21 protein-coding genes and 1 pseudogene are annotated in these 23,287 nt (G+C 65.3%); 5 read left to right on the forward strand and 17 right to left on the reverse strand.

Annotated elements, in window-relative coordinates; genetic code table 11:
• Position 1 precedes the first annotated feature (1 nt).
• Positions 2 to 1,222, forward strand: a complete 1,221-nt coding sequence (nagA, locus tag ACGFJ2_RS58120; protein ID WP_358205678.1) for an N-acetylglucosamine-6-phosphate deacetylase — start codon at positions 2 to 4, stop codon at positions 1,220 to 1,222.
• Positions 1,223 to 1,416: 194 nt separating this feature from the next.
• Here the strand turns inward: nagA and ACGFJ2_RS58125 are convergent, their stop codons facing one another.
• From ACGFJ2_RS58125 to ACGFJ2_RS58175, 11 genes are all read right to left on the reverse strand, one after another.
• Entirely contained in the window at positions 1,417 to 2,331 is a 915-nt protein-coding gene (locus ACGFJ2_RS58125; protein WP_393483855.1) for an alpha/beta fold hydrolase, read from the reverse strand.
• A 24-nt stretch (positions 2,332 to 2,355) separates the two neighbouring features.
• Positions 2,356 to 4,401, reverse strand: coding sequence for a prolyl oligopeptidase family serine peptidase (locus ACGFJ2_RS58130; protein WP_393483858.1), 2,046 nt, complete (start codon positions 4,399 to 4,401; stop codon positions 2,356 to 2,358).
• A gap of 190 nt (positions 4,402 to 4,591) precedes the next feature.
• Entirely contained in the window at positions 4,592 to 5,965 is a 1,374-nt protein-coding gene (locus tag ACGFJ2_RS58135) for an L-serine ammonia-lyase (RefSeq protein WP_393483861.1), read from the reverse strand.
• 323 nt (positions 5,966 to 6,288) lie between these two features.
• Positions 6,289 to 7,500, reverse strand: coding sequence for a PucR family transcriptional regulator (locus ACGFJ2_RS58140; RefSeq protein WP_393483864.1), 1,212 nt, complete (start codon positions 7,498 to 7,500; stop codon positions 6,289 to 6,291).
• Between the two features lie 134 nt (positions 7,501 to 7,634).
• Positions 7,635 to 9,341: a DUF885 domain-containing protein gene (locus ACGFJ2_RS58145; protein ID WP_393483867.1), complete on the reverse strand. Its 1,707-nt coding sequence runs from the start codon at positions 9,339 to 9,341 to the stop codon at positions 7,635 to 7,637.
• Positions 9,342 to 9,345: 4 nt separating this feature from the next.
• Entirely contained in the window at positions 9,346 to 10,635 is a 1,290-nt protein-coding gene (locus ACGFJ2_RS58150; protein WP_357961619.1) for an FAD-binding oxidoreductase, read from the reverse strand.
• A gap of 66 nt (positions 10,636 to 10,701) precedes the next feature.
• Positions 10,702 to 11,931 carry a M20 family metallopeptidase gene (locus ACGFJ2_RS58155; RefSeq protein WP_393483871.1) on the reverse strand — a complete coding sequence of 410 codons (1,230 nt, stop codon included), beginning with the start codon at positions 11,929 to 11,931 and terminating at the stop codon, positions 10,702 to 10,704.
• A gap of 95 nt (positions 11,932 to 12,026) precedes the next feature.
• Positions 12,027 to 13,838, reverse strand: coding sequence for an ATP-binding cassette domain-containing protein (locus tag ACGFJ2_RS58160; protein WP_393483874.1), 1,812 nt, complete (start codon positions 13,836 to 13,838; stop codon positions 12,027 to 12,029).
• Positions 13,825 to 14,694 (reverse strand): ABC transporter permease, encoded by an 870-nt coding sequence (locus tag ACGFJ2_RS58165; protein WP_393483876.1) that lies wholly within the window; start codon positions 14,692 to 14,694, stop codon positions 13,825 to 13,827. The genes ACGFJ2_RS58160 and ACGFJ2_RS58165 overlap by 14 nt, the downstream gene beginning before the upstream one ends.
• On the reverse strand, positions 14,691 to 15,644 hold the full coding sequence (locus ACGFJ2_RS58170; RefSeq protein ID WP_393483879.1) for an ABC transporter permease: 954 nt from the start codon (positions 15,642 to 15,644) through the stop codon (positions 14,691 to 14,693). The genes ACGFJ2_RS58165 and ACGFJ2_RS58170 overlap by 4 nt, the downstream gene beginning before the upstream one ends.
• Positions 15,645 to 15,744: 100 nt before the next feature.
• Positions 15,745 to 17,409, reverse strand: coding sequence for an ABC transporter substrate-binding protein (locus ACGFJ2_RS58175; RefSeq protein ID WP_393483882.1), 1,665 nt, complete (start codon positions 17,407 to 17,409; stop codon positions 15,745 to 15,747).
• Between the two features lie 239 nt (positions 17,410 to 17,648).
• Here ACGFJ2_RS58175 and ACGFJ2_RS58180 point away from each other — a divergent pair, with 239 nt between their 5' ends.
• Both ACGFJ2_RS58180 and ACGFJ2_RS58185 read left to right on the forward strand, forming a co-directional pair.
• Complete coding sequence (locus ACGFJ2_RS58180; RefSeq protein WP_357961635.1) at positions 17,649 to 17,900, forward strand: hypothetical protein; 252 nt, start codon at positions 17,649 to 17,651, stop codon at positions 17,898 to 17,900.
• Positions 17,901 to 17,955: 55 nt separating this feature from the next.
• Positions 17,956 to 18,399: a hypothetical protein gene (locus ACGFJ2_RS58185; protein ID WP_393483885.1), complete on the forward strand. Its 444-nt coding sequence runs from the start codon at positions 17,956 to 17,958 to the stop codon at positions 18,397 to 18,399.
• Positions 18,400 to 18,586: 187 nt separating this feature from the next.
• Here the strand turns inward: ACGFJ2_RS58185 and ACGFJ2_RS58190 are convergent, their stop codons facing one another.
• On the reverse strand, positions 18,587 to 19,093 hold the full coding sequence (locus ACGFJ2_RS58190; protein ID WP_358205749.1) for an IS5 family transposase: 507 nt from the start codon (positions 19,091 to 19,093) through the stop codon (positions 18,587 to 18,589).
• Between ACGFJ2_RS58190 and ACGFJ2_RS58195 the strand changes: the two genes are divergently transcribed.
• Positions 19,086 to 19,217: a hypothetical protein gene (locus ACGFJ2_RS58195; protein ID WP_357961649.1), complete on the forward strand. Its 132-nt coding sequence runs from the start codon at positions 19,086 to 19,088 to the stop codon at positions 19,215 to 19,217. The two genes, ACGFJ2_RS58190 and ACGFJ2_RS58195, sit on opposite strands and share 8 nt — an antisense overlap.
• Here ACGFJ2_RS58195 and ACGFJ2_RS58200 read toward each other — a convergent pair.
• From ACGFJ2_RS58200 to ACGFJ2_RS58215, 4 genes are all read right to left on the reverse strand, one after another.
• A complete protein-coding gene (locus tag ACGFJ2_RS58200; RefSeq protein WP_393483888.1) occupies positions 19,214 to 20,098 on the reverse strand; it encodes a CU044_5270 family protein in 885 nt (294 codons plus the stop codon). The two genes, ACGFJ2_RS58195 and ACGFJ2_RS58200, sit on opposite strands and share 4 nt — an antisense overlap.
• The gene (locus ACGFJ2_RS58205; RefSeq protein WP_357961655.1) at positions 20,091 to 20,663 is read right to left on the reverse strand and encodes an RNA polymerase sigma factor; all 573 of its coding nucleotides are present in this window, start codon (positions 20,661 to 20,663) and stop codon (positions 20,091 to 20,093) included. The genes ACGFJ2_RS58200 and ACGFJ2_RS58205 overlap by 8 nt, the downstream gene beginning before the upstream one ends.
• A gap of 13 nt (positions 20,664 to 20,676) precedes the next feature.
• The gene (locus ACGFJ2_RS58210; RefSeq protein ID WP_393483891.1) at positions 20,677 to 21,117 is read right to left on the reverse strand and encodes a transposase; all 441 of its coding nucleotides are present in this window, start codon (positions 21,115 to 21,117) and stop codon (positions 20,677 to 20,679) included.
• A 539-nt stretch (positions 21,118 to 21,656) separates the two neighbouring features.
• Positions 21,657 to 22,052, reverse strand: a complete 396-nt coding sequence (locus tag ACGFJ2_RS58215; RefSeq protein ID WP_393483893.1) for a histidine phosphatase family protein — start codon at positions 22,050 to 22,052, stop codon at positions 21,657 to 21,659.
• Positions 22,053 to 22,120: 68 nt separating this feature from the next.
• On the opposite strand from ACGFJ2_RS58215, the pseudogene ACGFJ2_RS58220 reads away from it, so the two are divergent.
• Positions 22,121 to 22,898: pseudogene (locus ACGFJ2_RS58220) on the forward strand (IS256 family transposase); the annotation flags it as partial.
• Positions 22,899 to 22,913: 15 nt separating this feature from the next.
• Here the strand turns inward: ACGFJ2_RS58220 and ACGFJ2_RS58225 are convergent.
• Entirely contained in the window at positions 22,914 to 23,276 is a 363-nt protein-coding gene (locus tag ACGFJ2_RS58225) for a transposase family protein (protein WP_393483899.1), read from the reverse strand.
• Between the last annotated feature and the right edge of the window lie 11 nt (positions 23,277 to 23,287).

Genomic DNA, 23,287 nt, shown 5'->3' on the forward strand with positions numbered 1-23,287 from the left:
CATGCAGAAGATCTTCGCCCGCCGCGCGATCGTGGACGGCCGAGAATGGGCTGCGGTGGCCCTGACCATCGAAAACGGCGCCTTCACCGAAGTACGCCCATCCGCCGATCCGGCAGAAGCGGATGTGGTACTGGAAGACGGAACCCTGATCCCGGGCCTGATCGACCTCCAGGTCAACGGCTACCATGGCATCGACTTCTCGCACGCAGACCCCGCCGGCTGGCAGCACATCGCACAGCGGCTGCCAGAGACAGGCGTGACCTCCTTCGCTGCGGCGTTCGTGAGCGCGCCCATACCCGACCTGGCGCAAGCCCTCGGCCGGTGCCACACGGCGATGAACACGCCGTCGAGCACTCCGCGGGCCCGCCTGCTCGGCGCCCACGTCGAAGGACCGTTTCTCTCCCCGGCGCACGCGGGCGCCCACAACCCCAGCTTCTTCTGCGATCCCGAACCGGAACACATCAGCGCTCTTCTCAACGCCGCACCGACCGGAACCCTGGCAGCGATCACGCTCGCGCCCGAAAGGGTCTCAGCGCTCACAGCCATCGAAGAACTCGCCTCGGCAGGCGTCCTGGTCTCGCTCGGGCACACCGACGCGACCGCGGCGCAAACCCATGCCGCCATCGACGCAGGCGCACGATGCGTCACCCACCTGTACAGCGCGCAACGCCCGTTTCATCACCGCGACCCCGGAGTGATCGGCCAAACCCTGGTCGACCCCCGAGTGTCCTTCAGCCTCGTCCTCGACGGCCACCACCTCAGTCCTCAGGCCGCGCAGCTGGCCTTCGCCACGGGGGCCTCACGCCTGGTCCTGGTAACGGACGCCGTGGCCGCGGCGGGCACAACGCCAGGCCGGTACCAACTCGGCAACCAGACCATCCACACGACGGCAGACCGCCCACCCACCTCAGCCAACGGGGCCTTCGCCGGCTCCACGCTGCGACTGGACCGCGCGCTCGCCAACGCAGTCCGGCTGGGCCTGCCACTTCCCGACGCGGTGACCGCCGCCGCAACGCGCCCGGCCGACCTGCTTGCCCGCCCTGACCTGGGCCGCATCGCGGTCGGCGCGCAGGCCGACCTGGTCTGGCTGGATGAGGACCTCACCGCGAGGGCAGCCTGGATCGGCGGCGAATTGGCGTTCGGCACCCCTCTGCGCCCCCGCCGATTCGACCCCCCGAGCAGGCAGCACGGTGAGGCCGACGCCGAAGCACATCCCGGCTGATTCCAGACGCGACAAGCGCTTGAACCCCGGACAAGCCCGGGGTCCAGCGCGGCTTTCACACCTGACGAAGAATGGGACCGCCTAATAGGCGCTTGGCGAGCCGCAGGCGCCCCGCTCGGCCTGCCCGCCGGCACCCTCGCCGTCGACCGCGCCTACACCGACCGCCCGCGGACCCCACGGGGGGCACATTGATGCTAGGGGTAACAGTCCACGATCAGTTGGCAGAGTTCGTGCGGGCGCTCCATCGGCATCAGGTGCCGAGCGTCGGTCCGGAGTAGTCGCAGGTTGGGCATGGTCGCCGCCATTTCAGTGAAGGCTTTATCGATTCCTGCTCGATGCGCGCGTATGAAGTCCGCATCCGGCTCGGGGATCAACGGCGGTTTCAACGCGAGCACGAGAACCACCGGGCACCGTACCTTCAGGTAGAGCCCGAACATGTCCAGTCGGGACAGTTGCCGATACATGTCCACGCTCAAGTCGGCTCCGGGCCTACGGTTCCAGCCGCCCCTGCGATCGCGTTGGATCGAACGCTTCGCCAACGCGGATATCGTTTCCGGCGCGACGCCGTGCGCCTCGGCGTAGGCTCCCATGCGGGCCAGGTGCGTCTCGCGTAGCTCATGCGATCCGGAATCCTCGCCGTCGAGGTAGGCGAGCAGCGCCTCGTACTGCTGTGTCCAGAACCGCCCTACCTCCTCCGGGGTCTTGCCGGCGTAGTGCTCGGCCTGTCCGTCGCCGTGGCCGTCGATGTTGATGACTATCGGACACTCCGGATGGTCGACGGCGTACCGTACGGCGAGCATCCCTCCGTAGGAGTGCCCGATCACGGCTGGCCGGAACAGCCCGAGCTCGGCGATAACGCGCTCCAACGCGGCGAGATCGGCCTCGAGGGTGAATCCCTCGGGTACGGATGACGCGCCGTGCCCGAGGAAGTCGAGTGCTACCAAGTGGTAGCGGTGGGCGAGTACGTCGGCGACGGCATCCCACAGGGCGAGGTTCAGTCCGGCACCATGCAATAGCACCAGTGGCCTGCCGTTGCTAGGGTAGTCGCGCACCGCGATGTGAATGCCATGGCCCACGTCGATGAAGAGTTCTTGGTAGCCGCGTTGCATGTCGTCTCCTCCGTCAGCGGCATTTCAGGCCAGAAGATGGCGCAGGAAGAACCTGGCCGCTGATTCGAGTGCGTACAACTGGTGAGTGCCGGTGATCTGGTGCGACTCATTCTGGAGGATGACCAGTTCGTGTTGCCTTCCCGCCTGCATCAACGCGTCGGAGAACCTCATAGTGTGCACCAAGGGGACGTTGACGTCGTGAGTTCCGTGCACGAGCATGAGCTCGGACCGGAAATCCGCTGCGTGCGTTACGAGGCCGGCGTCGGCGAAGCGCTGCGGGTCGGCCGAGTAGGACGCGCCGAGCAGGCGTTCGAACCATCCGGGTGCGATGACCTCGAGGTCATAGGGACCTGCGGCCGCGACGATCGCGCGGAAGACTTGCGGTGCGAGCAGTCCGCAGCGGGCGGCGTGGTAGCCGCCGAAGGACAGTCCGATGGCGCCGCAGCGAGTCGGATCCAGCCACGGTCGCTCGGCGGCTAGGCCCGTGATGGCGGCCACGTGATCGCGTACCGCGATGGTGCCGAACTCGTCGGCGGCTGCTTCCTGGAAGGAGCGGCCACGGCCAGGTGTTCCTCGCGCGTCCAGGACGATGCCGACGAAGCCGAGCTGAGCGAAGGCCTCCGCGAGGGTCGCGGCGGAGGTCCAGACCGACCCGCTCGGCTTGGGCGGATCACTGTAGCGATTGAGATGCGAGATCGTCTGCGGCCCGGCGTAGATGCAGTCGATCACCGGATAGCTGCGGCGCGGATCGAATCCGGGTGGCTGGAACAACACCCCATAGAGGTCGGTGACTCCATCGGCGGCCTTCACCACGAAACTCTCGGCAGCGCCGCGCCCCAATTGTTTCACTCCGGCGATGTTCGCCGTTTCGAGGATGGCGACATGCGTCCCATCGGCGTTCCACAGGTCCGTGCGCGGTGGACGGTCCAGGCTCGAGTGCGCGTCCAGGAAGAGCGAGCCGTCCCCGAGCAGGGTGGCATCATGTGTCCCAGGCAGATCGGTCAGCACCTTGAAGGCGCCTCGCGCGTCGGTCCGGCAGATGTGCAGGTCGTATGGCCGGTTCGGATCGGTGCGTGCAAGCAGCAGGACACCGCCGTCCGCGGTGGGACCGACGACCCGCGATACCTGCGTCCCCTCAGGGGTCACCGCGATCATGTCGCCGCCACCGCTGCGCGCCACGTACAGCCGGAGCGTGCCGTCGCGGTCTGAGGTCCAGCCGAACCCGTCGAAATCCGGCACTGGTGTGAGGGCAGCGCTCAACGCCGCGGGCAGGTAGGCGTGGAGTGCGATGATGCGCTCCTGGACGATCGTCTCGCTCGTGCCGTCGGCGGCGTCCAGGCGGATCACCGAGAGGATGCCGTCGGGCATGTAGGTGATGGCGAGAAAGGCATCCCCATCGGTAGTCCACCGCAACGGCAGGAACCGGGCTCCATCCTCCACCTTGGCCAACACGATCTCACCGGTCGCGACGGACACGAAAGCGGCTCGGGAGAGCGCTCTTCTGGGGCGTCCTTCCACCTGGTATGGATGCATCTGGATCGCCGGGGGATAGGTCGACCAGTCAACGAGTGGGTACTGGTCGAGCCCGGTCAGATCAGCCTGCAGTGATAGGACCCGCGATCCGTCGGGGGACCACACCGGAGGTGCCGGGATCAGGGACTCCGCCTGGGCGTCGACACGCCACGGCAGATCGGCGCTGCCACCGCTGGTGAGTATGCGGGTGGCGCCGGTCCTGATATCACGGACGGCCAATTCGTGGTCGATCTCGGTGAGGACGTGCATGCCGTCAGGGGAAAGCGCCTCGCCCACTGCCGGCGCCCCCTCGGACGAGGGCGGTCGTATCTCACGTGGTCCCCACCGCGCATCCCGCTGCGGGTTCTGTCCGTCGGGGTCGTCACTGACGCCACGCCGACCGGTGATGGGGTCTAGATGCCATGTCACGCCATCGCCGTCTGTCCACCGGACAGCTCCGTTCCCGGTGATGCACGGCTGGGTGACGGTGCCGCCGGCGACTAGCTCGTTCCAAGTGAGGAATCGGCGAAATCGCTCCCAGTCGTGGGTTGCCGCCACTCTTCACTTCCCTCTGATGTTCCATCACTGCTGTCGCAGCTCATCTTGCCCAACAGGCCGGCCGCAGTTATCCGACATTGGATGAGACATTCGTGCACAGGATCCATCGAATGTCGGGTCCGGGGGGTCCGCACTGAGGCGCCGTACGGGCGGGGATAGCGACCGCGTGGGCATTGGCCTCTGCTGGATGTCAGCATTCGATGACGTTGACTGCCAGCCCGCCGCGGGCGGTTTCCTTGTATTTGGTTTTCATGTCGGCACCGGTTTGGCGCATGGTCTTGATGGCTTTGTCCAGTGTCACAATGTGCCTACCGTTGCCACGCAGGGCGATTCGGCTGGCGTTGATCGCTTGGTTGGCTGCCACGGCGTTACGTTCGATGCAGGGAATCTGCACCAGTCCGCCGACAGGGTCACAGGTCAGCCCGAGGTGGTGTTCCAATCCGATCTCGGCGGCGTTCTCCACTTGTTCTGGACTGCCACCACATACTTCTGTGAGGCCAGCGGCGGCCATCGCGCAGGCCGACCCGACTTCGCCCTGGCAGCCCACCTCGGCGCCCGATATCGATCCAGTCTCCTTCAGTACCACACCGATCGCGGCCGCTGTGAGCAGGAACCGTACGACCCCCTCGTCGTTGGCGTGGGGCACGAACCGCCGGTAGTAGTGCAGTACGGCGGGGATTATCCCGGCAGCTCCGTTAGTCGGCGCGGTCACGACGCGACCGCCGGAGGCGTTCTCCTCGTTGACCGCGAGCGCGTACAGGCTTACCCAGTCCGTCACGGCCAGGGGATCGCCGTCGACGTCCTCGGTGGAGAGCTTGTCGTGCCAGGTCTTGGCCCGCCGCGGGACCTTCAGACTTCCCGGCAGCACGCCGTCGCGGGCGCAACCCCGCCGTACGCAGTCGGTCATGACCTGCCAGATGTGCATCAGGCCTGCATCGATCTCCTGGTCTGCACGCCAGTAGTGTTCGTTGCGTCGCATCACCGCGCTGATCGGAACTTGTTCTCGACGGCAGTGTCCCAGCAGTTCCGCCGCGGTACGGAAGGGGTGACGTACAGGGGTCGGGTCCGGCACGATCATGGGCCTGTTCGCTGGGGAATCTGCGAGGACGAAACCTCCGCCGACGGAGTAGTAGGTGCGCGTGGCGAGTATTCCGCCTTCGCTGTCGAAGGCATGGAAAGTCATGCTATTAGGGTGTGCCGAAAGGGTTTTGCGGCGGTGCAATGTGAGATCGGCGTGCTCGTTGAAGGCGATCTCGTGCCCGCCCGACAGGAGGATCCGTCCTCGAGCGCGGATCTGGGCCACGAGGTCGGGGGCGGCATCGGTGTCCACGTCCTCGGGTCGCTCCCCCAAGAGTCCCAGCAGGACCGCGTTGTCGCTGCCATGGCCGCGGCCGGTCGCGCCGAGCGAGCCGAACAGCTCTGCCCGTACTCGTGCAACTCGCTGCAGTGTGCCGGACAGGCTCAGGCTCTCCATGAAGAGCAGCGCTGCTCGCATCGGGCCGACGGTATGTGAACTGGAAGGGCCGATGCCAATGCTGAAAAGGTCAAATGCGCTCAACGTCATAGTGGTTCCCGAGATGTGGATGCTCAATGATGCGGGCAGGCGAGGTTCGGGCCGAGGTTCAGCTGATCCTCGCGAAAGCCGTAGATTCCGGGAGGACTAGTTGATTTCCTTTTGTGGCTTACGCATGGTGATTCGTCGGTGGAGGCCGTTGGGGCGGGCATCTACACAGTAGATTCGGTAAGCACGTGGCACATCGGATTATCGATGGGATTGGTCGCCGCTGTCTTCGACATGTGTCGACAAGCGCTCACCCGATGATGCCCAGGAGAAGCTGATTCAGACGAGGGGCTCCGCGATGAGTCCGGCAGGCGATGGAACGTGCATCAGCGTATTTCAATGAGTCGAGCCATCTTGAGGCCCAGGTGCAGAGTCAGCCGGTCATTGCCCAGAGACAGATCGAGCCCGGTGATCTCTTCAACCCTTCTGAGGCGGTAATACAGACTTGTGCGGTGGATTCTCAGCCGGTCGGAGGTCTTTTTGACATGGCCCGCGTTGTCGAGAAACGTCTCTATCGTTTCGACGAGCGCGTCGTCACCGGCGCTGTGCCGTTCGAACAGCGCCCGTAGGCCTGGATGCAGGCTGTCGGCGAGCCTGTCGGCGGGAAGTTCGGCGAGCATGCCGTACACCCCGAGTTCGCCGTACCGGACGACCGTACCGAGCACATGGACGATGCGTGCGACATCGGCCGCGCGGCGGGCATCGGCGTAGGAGTGGTGGACATCGCTGAGCGCTGCCCGGGCCTCACCGATGCCGACCCAGCAGTGTCCTCCGGTCTCCGTTTCGGCCAGCACGCGTTCGCGAATGAAACCGGCGAGATCCTTGATCGCTTGGCGCTCGATAGCGTCGTGCTGGGCCAGCAACAGAATGGCATGGTCGGGACGTTCAAGCGTGAGGGCTGTGCGCTGCGGGCGACGATTCCGGCCGAAGTCGACGCCTGCGGCCAGCGCGATCCGGTCGGAATCGGTGAGAGGTGCACCGGTCCGCGTCAAGCTGACGACCAAGGCCAGGGCAGGACCGGCTGAGAACAAATTCTCGGAGACCAGTTGATCGGCTGCCTGCGTGCGGACCTCGGCATGACCAGAAATAAGATCGCGGGTCAGTTCGCGTTCGCGACCACGGCTGAGTTCGCCGAGCAGGTATTCGCGATGCATGATCATGGCGACTGTCTCGGCTGATCGGCGTACGGCATCTGCGTGATCATCGCCAACGGGCCCGTCGGAGGCCAGCAGCCAGATGAATCCCAGAAGCGCGCCCCGGTGGCGGATGGGCATGCCGATCCGGGCTATGTCCATGCTCATGTCAGGACGGGCAGGGACGGTGAACAGATCCTCGGCTGTGGCCGCTCCGCAGTCATAGACGTATTGGACGACCTCACGGGGGACCGCGCGCTTGAGAATGGATTCGGTACGGGCTGTGTCTATGGTGCCGGCATGGGGGTTGTAGGCCAGCAGATGCAGGGCCGGATCATCGACCGCGACCGATCGGCCGAGGCGCCTGCCGAGATTTTCGACGAGTCGTTGCAGTTCAGACCCCACGGCGTAAGCCTACGGTGTCCGACGACGCAGTCGCGCTCGCCAACTGAGGGCTGCGGTCACCATGCCGTGGATGCGTTTCCCGCCGCTTGGCTTGGCACATTTGATCGTTCACGTCGTTAGTGGATCTACGGTCGTTACCGGCCGAACGGCCATAGCTCGCGCGTCAGCCGGCTGTCGAGTGCGGTGAGGGGCAATGCTCCGGCACTGAGGATCGCGTCGTGGAACTCGCGGATCTTGAAGTGGCCACCTGCCCGTGATTCCGCCTCGGCGCGCATTCGGGTGATCGCGAGGAAGCCGGTGCGGTAGCTGAGAGCCTGCGCAGGTCTGTCCGTTGCGTAGCGCAGCAGTTCCGACCGCAGTTGGGTCTCGGACTCGGACATGTTGCGGCGCATGAACGCGAGCGCTTCTTCTTCGGTCCACCAACCGCAGTTGAGAGCTGTGTCCAGAGCCAGTCTTGCCGCTGTGAACCGCTCGTTCGACAGACGGCCGTAGGCATCCCAGGGGTTCTCGTAGAGCCCCATCTCCCAGCCGAGGCCGCTTGCGTATTCGGCCCAACCCTCGATGAATGCCGTGAAGTCCAGCGGATATCTTCTGAAGGGCGGTAGTTCGGTGTTTTCGAGTTGCCGGGCAAGTTGGAGGTGATGCCCCGGCACCAGTTCGTGGTAGATCAGCGCTGCGGCGGAAAGTAGGGAGCTTTCGGCCGGGTTTGCCGCGTTGTATCGGTAGCGTCCCAGTTGTTGTGTGGGGGTGGGCAACTCGTAGTAGCCGAAAGTCAATCCGGATTCCAGACTCTCCTCCATGCGGGTCACTCCGTACCGTGCGGATGGCAGGACGCCGAAGTAGTCGCCGATCAGTGGTTCCACCTGGGACATGTATGAGCTATAGCGTTCCTCTATTTCTGCCGGTGAGCTCGCATAGAGATGGCTCTGCGCTTTCAATATGTTCCTGAATTCTGGCTCGTCGACGTTAAATCCCAGCACGGACCGGATGTCTCTCATGCGTTCGCCGAGTTGCTGACACTGCTCCAGGCCGAGCCGATGCAGCTCTTCAGGGCTTATGTCCAGGCTGGTGTCGCGCCGGACCATGAAGCGATAGGCCTCCTCCCCACCGGGATAGATGGACAGGCCGACGCCGGCGGGTGCCCGATCCGCGTAGTCGGCCGAATCTATGATCGCCAGCACTCGTTCGATCGCCGGGACTACCTCTCTGTCCAGCAGGTGCGCGATGCCGCCGGTGAGGCGCCCCACGGCGGCGATATCCAGCTCGGTCAATCGGGCCCCATTGACGTTCAGGGTCTCAGCCGCGGATTCCCGGAGCGCTTTGATCGTGGAAATGGCGGATCCAAGTGCCGGCCTGGCGATCAAGATCCCTCGCGTCCGCTGGCCGTGCAGGGTCGCGGCCAGCGCATGGAAGCGGCGGGCGTATTGGGCCGCGAGATCGAGATAGCGGGTCACGTCAAACGCTGATGCGAAATGATGGGCGGCGAAGACCGTGCTGCGGTAGCGCGATAGCTCGTAGGTTTGATAGGGCGTGGCGGCGGGCGTCAACCAGAAATGGTCCGCCTCACCGGAGGCGGAATCGGTCAGGAAAACCAGCGAATTCAGGGTGTCCGCGTCTGCTCCGCTGAGTTGAGCTCGATCGAGATCAGCGACTTGCTCCACGATCTGGCGTAGCCTGGCTGCCCGGTTCGTCACCTCAGCGTGGCTACGGGTGGGCAGTCGTTCCACCGGCAGGCCCGCGCGCGAGCGGATCTCCGGTTCATGCGCCGCGAGGAGTTGCCAGTAGTCCTCGGCGGCCTTGGCGACTCTCGCCGCGTCGGGGTCACCCGGCGTTCTTGTCATCACGTCACCCCAGAACCGATTGCGAGGAATCTGTATTGACGGGCCGCTTTCGCGAGAAAGCACCAAGATTGATGTCGTGCCCGGTGTGCTCGCCCCGGTAGCGAAGCGGCTCAGTATCGTGGTCGTGGCCGTCTTCGACGCCCTTGACGAGGGCGGCGATGAATCGGCCGACGAGAGGGGCGTTCTTGAACTGGTTTCCGCTCGTACCCATGGCCACGTAGAAGCCGTCAAGGTCGGTGCGGTCATAGATCGGCGTCCAGTCATCCGCGACGTCGTACACACCGGCGATTCCCGTGAAGGTGTTCGGGACAGTAAGGCCGGGCAGGCGCCGTGCGGCACGGGTGACCTGTGCCGCGAAGCGAGGCGCGGTCGCATTCAGGTTGGCCTGGTCGGGATCATCAAGCCATTCCAGGGGGTCACAGTCGGGTTCGGTCCCTCCGACGAGAAGTTGACCACCCGGTGCCGGACGCAGGTAGACACCCAAATCCAGGTCGCCGATCAACGGCCCAAACCCGCCGTTTTCTCCGTAGTCCGGGGGTGCGGTGACCTGATGCACCTCCTGGCGCATCGGGCGGACGCCGATGGTGAACTCGGCTCCGACCCCGGCGAGCCTATTCAACGCACTCGACCAGGGCCCTGCGGCATTGACGAGCACGGGGGCCGAAAGCCGGGATCCGTCCGACAGAGTGACACCGCGGACGCGTCCGGCGTCCCGGACGACCTTGACCACCGACCGATTAAAGATGAACATCGCATTCCGGGCTTGTGCAGCCGCGGCGAGGTTGTGGGCGGCCAGCTGAGGATCATCGATGAAACCGGCGTCAGGGGTGTACAGCGCGCCGAGTTGTTCGGTCGCATCGGCGTAGAAGCTCTCGTCATCCACCGGCTTCGGTGGCCAGTACTTTCCTGTATCAATCGCCGGGAGACGCACGCTGAGGGTTCTGCTGTCCCATTCCTCGTACGGGACACCAATGGTGGTGAACAATCCGGTCACGCGCCCGCGCGGCGCGACCGGCGCGTCGAGCATCACCATGCCGGCGCGGACGAACGCCGCCAGGCCAACCTCATCGCGGAACTCGAGGTAGTCGGCCCAATCGTCCCAGCAATGCTTGGACTCCCAAGCGGTCGCGACGCCGTCCCAGGTGGAGTAGTTGAAACGCACAACCGCGCTCGAGGCGCTGGTCGACCCATGACCGACCCCTCCGGCCTTGTCAACGACGACGACACGTAGTCCGAGCTTCGCCAGTTCCAAGGCTGCGGAAGAACCGATGACGCCTGCGCCGACGATGACCACGTCAGCCGTAGTTGATGACATTGTGTCTCCAGACCAGTGGACCCCAAGATGGGGGTCGCGGGACGGTTACCCCAAGACCTTGTCGCTCGCATGGGATCGGAACAGTGACACTCGCGCAAGCTCGCCGAGAAGAGCGACGCCATCAGACATGACGGCGTCGTCGAAGAGCACGTGGGGAGAGTGGTTGTCCGGCGCGTCATTCCACTCATCGGTGACGGACGCGCCCAGGAAGAGCATGGCGCCGGGAACCGCCTGGAGCACTCGCGAGAAGTCTTCCGCACCTGCGACGGGATTCGGCATGGCATGCCACCGTTCGCCGCCCAAGACCCTGTCGACCTGCTGCTCGGCAAGGCCGACCGCGTGCGGGTCATTTACCGTCACCGGGTACATGCGCTCGAATTGCACATCCGCCTGCAGCCCATGTGCGGTGGCGATGCCATGACACAGGCGCGTGCAATCTGTTTCCAGCCGGTTGAGGACGTCTCCATCGAAGCACCGGATGGTCGCCGAGAATCTGGCATGCGAGGGGATGACGTTCTCCTTGGTTCCCGCATGAAACTCTCCCACCGTCACGACGACCGGATCGAACGCAGAGGTGGTCCGCGACACGAGTGTCTGCAGAGCTGTCACCATCTCCGCCGCGGCAGGTATCGGATCCCGGGCCCGGTGCGGCGCCGATCCATGCCCGCCGGCTCCGCGGACCGTGACGCGCAGCGCATTGCTTGAGGCCAGCATCGGCCCGCGCCGGGCGGTGACTGCACCACGAGGCACCAGCCCGGACATCACGTGGAGAGCCCACGCCGCGTCCGGGTGCCGTCCCGCTGCGCTCAGCACACCCTCCTCGATCATCACGCTGGCGCCGTCGAAGCCCTCCTCGCCCGGCTGGAACATCAAGATGACGTCGCCGGGTAGGCGATCCCGTTGCGCAGCCAAGACATGCGCGACACCGATCAGCATCGCGGTGTGGACGTCATGACCGCAGGCGTGCATGGCACCGTCGTGCCGCGATCGGAAGGAGATATCCGCTTCTTCGCGAAGCGGAAGGCCATCCATGTCTGCGCGGAGCAATATCGTTCGCCGGTTGGCATCGGGAACGTTCCTGTCACCTCGCAGCACACCGACGACCGATGAACAATTGATCCCCGTGGTGATTTCCAGGTCGAGGCCCGACAGCGCGTCCAGCACGATCGCTTGGGTAAGCGGCAGATCCAAGCCCACTTCGGGAACTTGGTGCAGCGCATGGCGCAGGCCGGTCAGATCGGTGAAGTCGTGTGATCGCTCCATCGAAGCGGTCATGGATAGCTCCTGTCGTGGACGGTGGAAGTCATCTGCCTCGGGCCTCTCGGAGAAGGCACGCCGTGCGCGTCGCGCCGTTTCGGCTGAGCCGGCGGCTACCTGCTGGTGGTTCGGTCGTCGGCGAGCCAGTCCGGGGTTCCGGTGGGAACAGCCGCGATAAGTCGCCGGGTGTAGTCGTGCCGAGGGCTGTCGATCACCTCGGCGGTGGCGCCACGTTCGACGATCTCGCCGTGGTAAAGAACGACAAGCTCTTGGGTCATCTGCCGTACGACCGCCAGGTCGTGGGTGATGAACAGTAGATTGACGCCTTGCGCTTGAACATCGCGCAGGACTTGCAGGACCTGTGCTTGCACGGAGACATCGAGAGCGGCCACAGGTTCATCACAGATGAGGATCTTGGGTCGCATCGCCAGCGCGCGGGCGATGGCGACACGTTGCCGCTGACCGCCCGACAGCGTCGCAGGCCGTCTGCCAGCGAAATCGGCGGGCAGGCCGACTTCTGTGAGTAGTCGTTCAATTTCCGCCTTTACCGACCTGCTGTCCAGCTCGCCGCCCGATCGGAGACGAATCGCCTCACCGAGGATGTAGCCGACTCCGTGGGCGGGGTTCAGGGACGAGTAGGGGTCCTGGAAGACACACTGGATCAGGCGGCGCGCGCGGCCGGACTGATTTCGGTCAAGTGTGGAACGGTCGTCCAGTCGCAACCCGGCGGCCTCGATGCTGCCCGATGTCGGTGTCTCCAGTCCGAGCAGGCATCGCGCGAGGGTGGTCTTGCCGGAGCCGGATTCGCCGATGATCCCCACGTTGGTGCCGTCGCGTAGTTCGATGTCGACGCCGTTGAGCGCCCACAGATTCTCAGCTTGGGCTTCGGGCGAGGGCGAGCCGAAGCGTTTTTTCAGATTTCGGATCTGGAGCAAGGCGCCGGGGCCGTTGTCGTCCCGGCCGCTGGCCACTATCGGGGCGGCGTCAGGCGCTCTCGTGGTGGGAGAGACCGTGGTTGAATCTCCGCTGCTCGGTTCGGGGGTGAGGGCTTCTCGGTGCAGTTGCTCAAGGCGGCGATGCAAGGGCAGATCGGCCGCGAGCAGTTTCCTGGTGTAGTCGGTCTTGGGGTGCTGGCGCAAAGTCTGCGGGTCGGCTTGTTCGAGTAGATTGCCGTCCGACATGACCAGCACGTGGTCACTCATCGAGAACGCGACTCGAAGATCGTGTGTGATCAGCAAAAGCCCCATCCCGCGGTCCTTTTGGATGCGGTGGAGCAGCCTCAGCACCTCGCGCTGGATCGTGGCATCCAGCGCCGTGGTGGGCTCATCAGCGATCAGCAGACCTGGGTCTTTCGCTATCGATGCGGCCATGCCCGCACGCTGACGCATCCCGCCCGACAGCTCCCATGGATATTTGCGCGATGCGCCCGCGGCGGTGATGCCGACCTCGGCCAGCCGTCTGTCGATCTCGGCAGTCAACCTGGTCCTGGACCGTCTCGGCGCGCCAGAGGGCGTGGCGCGAAGCGTCTCGCCGAGCAGCGTTGACACCCGGATCAGCGGGTTGAGCATGGTGAACGGGTCCTGCAGCAACATGCTGACACCGCTGCCCCTCAGTTGCCGCAGCCGTCGCGGGGAAGCCGTGAGCAGGTCGTCGTTTCCCAGCATCGCCGAACCCGAGCAGCTCAGTCCCTTGGGGAGCAGGCCCACCAGTGCCTTGGCCGTCAGCGACTTGCCCGACCCGGACTCCCCGACCAGGGCGACTGTCTCACCACGCCGAACGGTGAAGCCGATGCCATTGACCAGCGTGCGCCCGGAGCGGGTGTTGGCTATCCTCAGGTCCCGCACCCTCAGCAGCTCGTCCGGCTCCACTCCCGGTGGTGTTGCCTGTTGTGCGGCGTCCGGTCGCATCCCGCTAGTCGCGGACATTCCGTCCCTCCTCCAGCCGGGCGTAGGCCCAGTCACCCAGTACGGTCACCGAAAACGCAGCCACGATCAGCAGCAGGGCAGGAGCGATCGCGGCCCATGGGTTCTGCCCCAGCAGGCCACGGTTCTCGGCGAGCATCCGCCCCCAGTCCGACGCCCCCGGGGGCGAGCCGAGGCCCAGGAACGACAGAGACGACAGGGAGATCAGCCCACCCACGAAGTCAAGCAAAGCCGCAGCCACCACGTTCGGCAGGATGTTCGGCAGGATGTGGATGAACATCAGCTTTCGGGTGGGCACCCCCAGGGTGCGCGCGGCCTCGATGTAGGGCAGATTGCGTTGCGCGAGCACCGACGAGCGGATCACCCGCGTCCCGCCTGGCGCCGTCAACACGACCAGCATGATCACGGCCAGCCAGTACCCGCCACCGAACAGACCCACGACCACGGTGACCACGAGCAAGCCCGGGATCGCGAACAACATGTCCATCACACGCATGATGACCGCGTCGGTCCAACCGCCCTTGAACCCCGCGAGCAGCCCGAGTGTGACGGCTACGGCGGTCGCACACAGGGCGACCACCAGCGGTCCCTCCATCGCCGCCCTTGTGCCCACCAGCACCCGTGACAAAATGTCGCGGCCGAACTGGTCGGTGCCCAGCAGATGTCCACCCGCCGGAGGCAGTCCCGCTTCGAGCAGGTTCTGCTGAGACGGATCCAGGGGCGCCAGCCAACTCCCGAACACCGCGGCGAACGCCAAAGCCAGCACGCAACAGCACGAAAGCGGGACGAGAACCGGCAGTCGCCGTCCTGCCGATCCCGGTGGCTTCGACGGTTTCTGTGTGAGGACGTTCAGGTTCATGCGAACATCTCCCTGCGCAACCGCGGATCGAGAATCGTGTAGGAAAAATCGGCGAGCAGGTTGGCGAGCAGTACGAACAGCGCTGCAAGCAAACCCAGCCCCTGCACCATCGGGAGATCCTTGGTACTGATAGAGCTCAAGATCACCGATCCGATACCTGGCAACGCGAAGGTCTGTTCGACGATCACTGCCCCGGTCAGGAAGTAACCGAGTACCAGGCCGATGGACGTCGCGATCGGCAGCGAGCTGTTGCGCAACAGGTATCGCCCCCACACCTGGTGGCGCGGCAGCCCCCGAGCCATGGCGAAGGTCATGAAGTCCTGATCGCTGACCTTGATGGCCGACGCCCTGGCCTGCCGTGCGATCAGGGCGATGACCGTGAGGGCCAGCGTTCCCGCCGGGAGACTGAGATGCCAGGCTCTGTCGACAAAGCCATCGCCCGAGCCATAAACCGGGAACCAACCCAGCGTGACGCCGAAGACGTACAACGACGCGATACCCACCGCGAACGCCGGAGCGCTGAACCCCACCGTGGTGATCGTCGTGACGATCCGGTCGACGACCGTACCAGCACGCACCCCGGCGACCAGACCAAGAGGTACCGCGACCAAGACCACGAGAGCCAACGCGTAGACCGCGAGAAAGAGCGTGACGGGCAGACGCTCGCCGATCACGCCGGTCACGGTCTGACCGGTCTGGATAGACCGGCCGAAGTCCAGATGGGCCGCCTTCTGCAGCCACAACCAGTATTGATCCACCAACGGTTCATTCAGGTGATATTTCGCCCGAATCGCCTCAAGCGCTGCAGGGGTGGACGGCTGTGTGCCCAGCAGGATCTGCTCCGGCTTCCCCGGCGTCAGGTGCAGCACCGCGAAGATCGCCACTGAGACCATCAGGAGCTGCGCCGCGATGGTCAGCAGCCGCCGCCCCACCCACCACAGACCCTTCACTCACGTTCCCCCTCTGCCCACGGCTCCCACCGTTCCCGCCACTGGTCGGTGGCGGGAACAGAGCGGGCAGCGCCGATCGTGTCGTGAACCGGGACCGGCATCACGACGCCAACTTGATGAACTGGGCCCACCCACCGCCGGTAGACGTATTGCCGGTGATATCGCTGGTGAAGACCAAGTCCTTGCCCAAGGCGATGCTGGCGGTGCCGTAGACGATGGGCACGAAGGGCATCTCCGCCGACAACTGCGTGACAACCTTCTTGGCGATCTCCAGCTGGCGGGCGGGAGCAGCCGACTTGTACTTGGCCAGATCCGACGTCATCCCCGAGGGGGCGTAAGTGCTGAAGCCGCCCGTGAGGAGCGACCCGACCAGCGAAAGCGGGTCCGGCGAAAGCGGGCTGAGTCCGGCGATGCTCATCGGCGGCTTCTTCTTGCCGCGCACCGAGCCGGCCCAGTCCGCCAGCGGCACCTCCTTGACGTCGATCGTGATGCCCAGGCCCTTCACGTTCTCCTTGAGCGTTTGCATGATCAAGCTGAGTTCGGTGAACGCGTTGCTGGGCACCAGGACCGTAACGGAGAACCCGTTGGGAGTGGCGGACTTGGCCAGCTCGGCCTTGGCCGCCGCCAGATCCAGCGTCAGGTTCGGCAGCGTCGAGAAGAACGCGTCCACCTCAGCCGCCGACGCCGCGTTCTGCCACGTGAAAGGGCTGGAGACACTGTTGGCGGGCGACCCGTGACCGTGCCCGATAGCTCTGACGATGCCAGGACGGTCCAAGGCATAGGCGATGGCCTGCCGCGCGTGAACGTCGTTGAACGGCGCCTGGGTGGGATCAAGGATGAGAAGGGTGACACTGGGCGATGGCCCATACGTGACGCTCGCCGACGTCATGGTGTCCCATGCGGACGCATTGGTTTGGGGAACGTTGAACGTCCCGGCGACGTCACCTGACTGGATCGCCAGGCGCAGTGTGTCCGGGTCGGAGATGGCCTTTACCTCGATCTGCTCCGCAAGGGGTCGAGTCCCCCAATACCCAGCGAAGCGGGTCATGGTTGCACCGGTGGCGGGCGAGAAAGCCTTGATCTGGTATGGGCCAGTGCCCATGATCAAACCTGTTGGGCTCCCGAAGTTCTCGCCGGCGGCAATGCCGTGCTCCTTCTGATAGATCACCGGGAAGCGCAGATTGTAGATGAAGGTGTTGTCGGGTTCCTTCAACCTGATAGTGATCTTGTCTGCGGACGTGGCCTGCACCGAGTCGACGTTCTGCCAGTTCGGGCCGAATTCGGAGGCGACCTTTGGATCCCCCGTGCGGTTCAGCGACCAGACCACGTCCTCGGCCGTGAGTGGCTTGCCATCCCAGAACTTGACGCCCTGGCGCAGTGTGACCACGATGCTGTTCGGGTTCGGCTGCTCCCAGGAGACCGCCAGCTTCGGAAGCAGCTTTCCTTGGGGACTGGTGGCGACCAACGGCTCCGCCAGTTCGCTGAAGACGACCCAGGAATACCCGTCGAAGGCGTGGTTGAAATCGAGGCTCCGTGGACCCGATTCCACCGCCCAGGTCAGCTTGGGGATGGGCTTGTCCGACCCTTGTCGCGCGATGCGCGAGTCCGAAGCAGCGGATCCACCACTGGCCCCACATCCGACCAGGCCGGGGACAGTGAACAACGCTCCGCCCCAACCGAGCAGGCGCAGAGCGTCTCGTCGGGAAAAATCATGATCGAACCGGATCAGGCGCTCTCCGCTCACCGGTGGAACCGGCTTCTCCATGACACCCTCCATGTTGCAGTTGCCTATAGGTGATCTGCTCCAGTCGCATGACCACGTGTTGATCGGATAACCAGTTGCTCGCCGCGCCCAGAGGGTCACGTGAAGTGGTGAGAACACCCTGCGCGGCTGGCCTCCGCTATACAAGCAACCAATGTTGAATCTTCGGACCTCAACGTCCTACATCAGTTGGGCAGGGCATACTTCGCGACTCGATCTCAGCGTCCTGTAAGGGACATTTGATGAAGCCCGCGCAAACATCTCTCGTCGGATATCGATTCATTCGGACTGTCGGATCGAACAAAATTGGGCCAGCCACGACCGAGAGGAAGCACAGCATGGTGCCGGTGCCATCGGACCGCGCGGAGGCCATCGCGGAGCTATGTGACGGCGCCGAAGCGGCTATCGCCGCCGTCCGTGACATGGCCACCGGCGCTGCTCTGGACGACGCCGCGCTCGCGGCTTTCATGGATGAGAACGGGAAATTCCTGTGAGCCGACGCCGTGATGAGCTGGGCTGGACTCGCGCCGAGACCACGTCGCCGAGGTGATGATCTGGCTGCGCAGCAACCACGGCCGCGAGGTCAGCTACGCCGACATTGCCGCCGACGCCGGCGGCAAGGACGGCGCCCGCCTGCGGCGGGCCGTCAAGGTCGTCTGTGTGATCGCGGCCAACCGAGGCGACCGCCTGGAAGGGTTCCAGCCGTCGGCCGACCCCACCCGGCGTGACTCTGCCCGGCGCCGGGTCTGGACCACCCGCTACATGCGCGAGGGGCACGGCGACGAATTCAGCGCCCGCGACGCGATGTCGGCCGCACGCGCGGCGATGACCTCGGTCAAGGACATGCACCGCGCCACCACCTACGAGGCTGCCAACCCCCACTCGATCGCGCGCCAGGAGTTCGCCACCATGGCCCAGGCCGCCGACGAGTGCATCACCAAGGTCGCCGGTCTCGACAAGGTCGGCTCGCAGGTAGTCCGACCAGCCTGCTGACGCAGATGATCGCTGGCTTGGAGGCCCGGCTGACCTAGCACGCAGCCGGCTGGGGCCTGGTACTGGTGAGGTCGGAATTGAGCGATAAGCCTCCGCCGCAGGTCAGGGAGTTGCGGGCCGAGCGTCGCGGACGAGTTGATCTCGGTTTAGGTGTACCGGCTGGTAGGCGGTCATCGATCTCATACCGTCACGGTTTATGTCGTTTCAGTACTTGGGTCCGGGCGGGTGTGGGTCGGCCTTTGCCGCTGCGAGGCAGTCGCAGCTTGGCCATGGCCGCTTCGAACGCGGTGCAGTCCACGACGTTTTCGCGCGTCAGGTGGAGGGTCATGGGCAGGCCGCGGGCGTCGGTGATCAGGTGGAGCTTGGTGGTGAGTCCTGCTCGGGACCGGTCGAGCGGCTGCCGTTTTGTGATTGCTTCGTATCCATCGTCCCTTCCGCGTCTCCCCCTTTTTCGAGCTCCGGCCACGTGCTGGTGTGCCTGGGCGATGGTGGAGCCGATGGTGAAACTCCACTCCACGTTGCCGATCGAGTCGTCTTTGACCTGGGCTTCCTCCAGCAAGCGGGCCCAGGTGCCGTCCTGGTCCCAGCGGGTGAGCCGCTCGTAGCAGGTCTGCCAGGGACCGTACCGTTCGGGGATGTCACGCCGGGTCGCTCCTGCCTGTAACCGCCACAAGATCCCGTCACGGATGACCACGATCGTCCGTGACGGGCAGCAGCGGCTCGATCCGCTGCCAGGCTTTATCGGTCAGCTCGCCACGCCTTACCGTGACCGATCATTCAACCGCACCGGCGCTGATCATTTATCAGGCACTGTCTAGTCGCCGGCGGGGAGCGTGTCGGTCCATCCAGTGTCGATCGTCACCGGCTTGTCCTGGACAGTGACTTCTGTTCCGTCGGTGGTGACGTAGAAGTTGGTGTTGCGCACCTGGGAGGTCGCAGGATCGACGACCAGCTGTACTGGTGATTCGGCAAAGGGGATCAGCAGACCCTCCCCGCCATCGACCGCGCCCAGGTTCTTGACCTCGGGGTAGGAGGCCAGCGCCCGGAAGGCTGCGGCTCGGACCTCGGGCGAGGCCGGGAGTTGCGAGACCAGGGAGACCAGTCCGCTGAAGACCGAGCGGGCCTGCCCTGCGGCGTCCAGTCGCCCAGCGCTGGTTTTGACATCGCTGTGCTCCAGGCCGTCGCTGATCCAGGTTTTCAGCGCGTCGGGTTCGGCGGGCAGCTTTTGCAGCTGCTCGAAGCTCACCTCCAGGCCGCCGAGCCGGAAGGGGGTAGATCTGGCGAGCTTGACCACCTTGCCGGCCGTTTTGTCGCCCCGCCACCAGGTGCGTCCGTCTCGAGCGGTCCAGCTCTCCAATGCATTGCCGCTGTAGCTTGTCTTGACATGCCAGTAGGCGCCCGAGCCTTCAGGCTCGCGTTCCGCAGTGGTGGCAGCGGCGAGCAGTATCCCACCGGCCGTTAGCTGAGCCGCGGTAGGCGGCGGGCCGTTCGGAGCGGCCGTGGGTGCAGCCGTACCGGAGACGACCACGACGGCAGCGGCAGCGGCAGCTGCCAAGCTCACGCCAGCTGCAAACCATGCTCTGCGGCTCGGCCGCGAGGGACGGCGCATCCGCTGCTGGATTCGGCGCAGGCTGCGTTCGGCCGCCTGGGGTGACTCGGGCGCGGCCAGCAATGTGGCAAGGGTCTGCAGTTCATCCATGAAGTGCCTCCTTGTCGAAGGTGTTGTGGAGTTTGGCTCGAGCGCGGCTGATCCGCGAGCTCACCGTGCCGACGGAAATACCGAGAGCCTCGGCTACCTCCTCGTGACTGAGCTGGCCCAGCGCAACGAGCAGCACCGCGTCGCGCTCTCCCGGTGACAGCGCGGCCATGGCTTTGACCAGGTGCGGCTGCATCCGCTGGGCGGCGACGAAGGTGACGACACGGTTCTCGGGTCCCTCGACGTCCGGTTCGGGCGCGATACGCGACAACGCCGCGTAGTGGCGGGCCTCCTTGCGGCGGTGCCCAGCTATCAGATTGGTGGCAATGCCGAACAGCCAGGGCCGCAGGCTGCCACGTCCTGGATCGAACCGATCACGCCGGTCGAAGGCGGTCAAAAAGGTGTCGGCGGCGATGTCCTCGGCCGTCTGTGCATCCAGCCGCCCGGCGGCGTAGCGGTAGATGGCTTGGAAGTAGCGATGGTGCACGACCGTGAACAGCTCCGGCTCTGACCGCAAGCGGGCGCCGAGATCGCTGTCGGACACCTGCTCATCCGCGTTGGCGGTCACGTCACTTTCTCTGTCATCGGCGAGTGTCTTCCTGTTGAAGGGTCAGGCTGTCATCCATACTCCGCCGCACCCACCGATCGCCCTGCAGGTGCACTGGCCGATCATGCGGGTCTCGGTCGCCGGGGCGCCGTCTGGGGCCGGCGCACCCCCGCCCGGCCCGGGCATCCGCCCGGCGCGCCGACCCGCGTCCGGGTGATGGTTGCGGTGGCGGGCAGGGCGGCGGCGGTTGCCGGAGCCGTCCTGCGTGCTGGGCGCGGGCAACAGTGGAGTCCACGCTGACCAGGCTGAGGTCGACCTGTTCCCGGGCCGCGGCCTCAGCGATCATCTCGTCCATCAGCGCCTGGAAGGTACTCGCGGTCACCCACAGCCGGAAGAGGTTGTAGACGGTTGACCAGGACCCGTAGCGATCAGGCACATCCCGCCACGGGCTCCCGGTCCGAAATCGCCACACCACGGCATCAACGGCCGACGCAAAGCTGGGTAGGGCCCGCGCTCACCCACCGGCAAGAACGGCTCCACCAACTGCCACTCCGCCGCCTACGACCAGTTGCTGCACCGCGACGGGGAGCCCGGCCCGGCGACGGCTGATGGCCCACGCCGTCCGCACACGCTGGCCGGCCTGGCGGTAGCGCTTGCCCGGGTTGCGCAGCTTGTTCACAGCCTTACGGCCAACCCGCTCCGGTCGCCGGTCATAATGCCCCATGTGGTGGCAACCGCACCGCATAACTCCGGCCACACGGGGCGTCCCTGGTTCTGGACATGCTTCGGGACACCTGCGGGATCCTCGCGACTCCGCCTGGGCTAACCCGCGGGCCGACCAGAAGCCAGCCCGGAGCTGCGCCGTGCTGAGGTGCTGAGGTCATTTCAGGCCAGGAACCACCACGCTGAGAACGCTCGTGGCCAGTGGGGCCAGGATGCCGAAGGGGTGTCCGGGAACGTACTGACACGCCCATGTAGCCGGCCGAGCATCGGCCGTTCGCCACAACGACCTGATTAGGAGTCGCCGGGCGGCACCGCTCCGCACCATGTTTCACACCGAAGGCCATCCGGTCCGTGCAGCGCCACGATCGTGCCCGCGTTCACGAGGGGGAATCCTTCGGCCCACTCAGGGGACACGTTTCGCAGGAGCTCGGTAAGGCCGATGTGCAAGAACGTCCCATGGCTGACCAGCACGATGGTCGCGCCCGGGTGGCGAGTCGTCACGGTGTCGATGACGCGCCGCATGCGTGCGTGAATGAAACACGCGGTCTCCCCGCCGGGAGCCTGGTGGCGGCTACCCCGGATGCGCCGGCCCGCTCGAACGCGTGTCGGGCCAGATACCGCAGCGCGGACGCTGTCCACAAGGGGGACTGTAAAACTAACGGCGGATCTGATGATCAAGGGAGACACACTTGATGTCCGAGACTGCCGTGGAGTCGCTGTCTATGAACGAAGTGCCTGCCGAGCCGGACCGCTCAATGACGGACGAGCAACTGATCTCGATGCTGGTGGGTCGAGCCCGCAGCGAGGGTCTGCAGCTGACCGGCGAGGGCGGGTTGCTGCAGCAGCTGACCAAGCGGGTACTGGAGTCGGCGCTGGAAGGCGAGATCACCGATCACCTCGGCTACGACCGGCACGACCCGGCCGGGAAGAACAGCGGCAACAGCCGCAACGGCAGCCGCACCAAGACCGTGGTGACCGACGTCGGCCCGGTGGAGGTGCGGGTACCACGCGATGTGGCCGGCACCTTCCGAGCCCCAGCTGGTCCGCAAGCGGCAGCGCCGGCTGTCCGGAGTGGATGAGATGGTCTTGTCGCTGTCGGCCAAGGGCCTCACGCACGGCGAGATCTCCGCGCATCTGGCCGAGGTGTACGGTGCCCAGGTCTCCAAGCAGACCATCTCCACCATCACCGACAAGGTCATGGACGGCATGGCCGAATGGCAGAATCGGCCGCTCGATCGCGTGTACCCGGTCCTGTTCGTGGACGCGATCAACGTCAAGATCAGGGACGGTCATGTCGCCAACCGGCCCATCTACCTGGTCATGGCCGTCACCGTCGACGGTCACCGCGACATCCTCGGCATCTGGGCCGGCGACGGCGGCGAGGGCGCCAAACACTGGCTGGCGGTGCTGACCGAGTTGAAGAACCGCGGCGTGGACGATGTCCTCATGCTGGTCTGCGACGGGCTCAAGGGCTTGCCTCAGGCGGTGGAGGCTGTCTGGCCGCGCACCATCGTCCAGACGTGTGTGATCCACCGTGGCCGCCAAGAATCAACATGCTGGTTTTCCTGGGTCGGGGTGCTCGGGTGGTGTTTCTATCGAGGCGAGGAGGGCGGCGGCCGAGGCGTAGCGGTGGTCGGCGGGGGTGATGGCGGCGCCGTGGGTGTTGAGGATGGGCAGAACGTCGTTGATCGCGTTCCACAGGGTGCTGCGGCTGATGTCGAACAGTTCGGCGAGGGTGTCGAGGGTGCAGACGCGGCGCTGGTAGAGGATCGTAGCGAGGATCCGGTCGCCGTCAGTGATCTTTTGCCGGAACACTCCGCCTCGGGTGCCGGGGCGGCGGTGCCCTCCGCGTTGGCGGTGGCGGCGCTGTTCGATCGCGGCGGCGTAGGGCACGATCAGTTTCTCGAGCATGGCGTCCAGCG

The organism is Nonomuraea sp. NPDC049028, assembly GCF_043197735.1.
In the GTDB taxonomy this organism is placed as follows: domain Bacteria; phylum Actinomycetota; class Actinomycetes; order Streptosporangiales; family Streptosporangiaceae; genus Nonomuraea.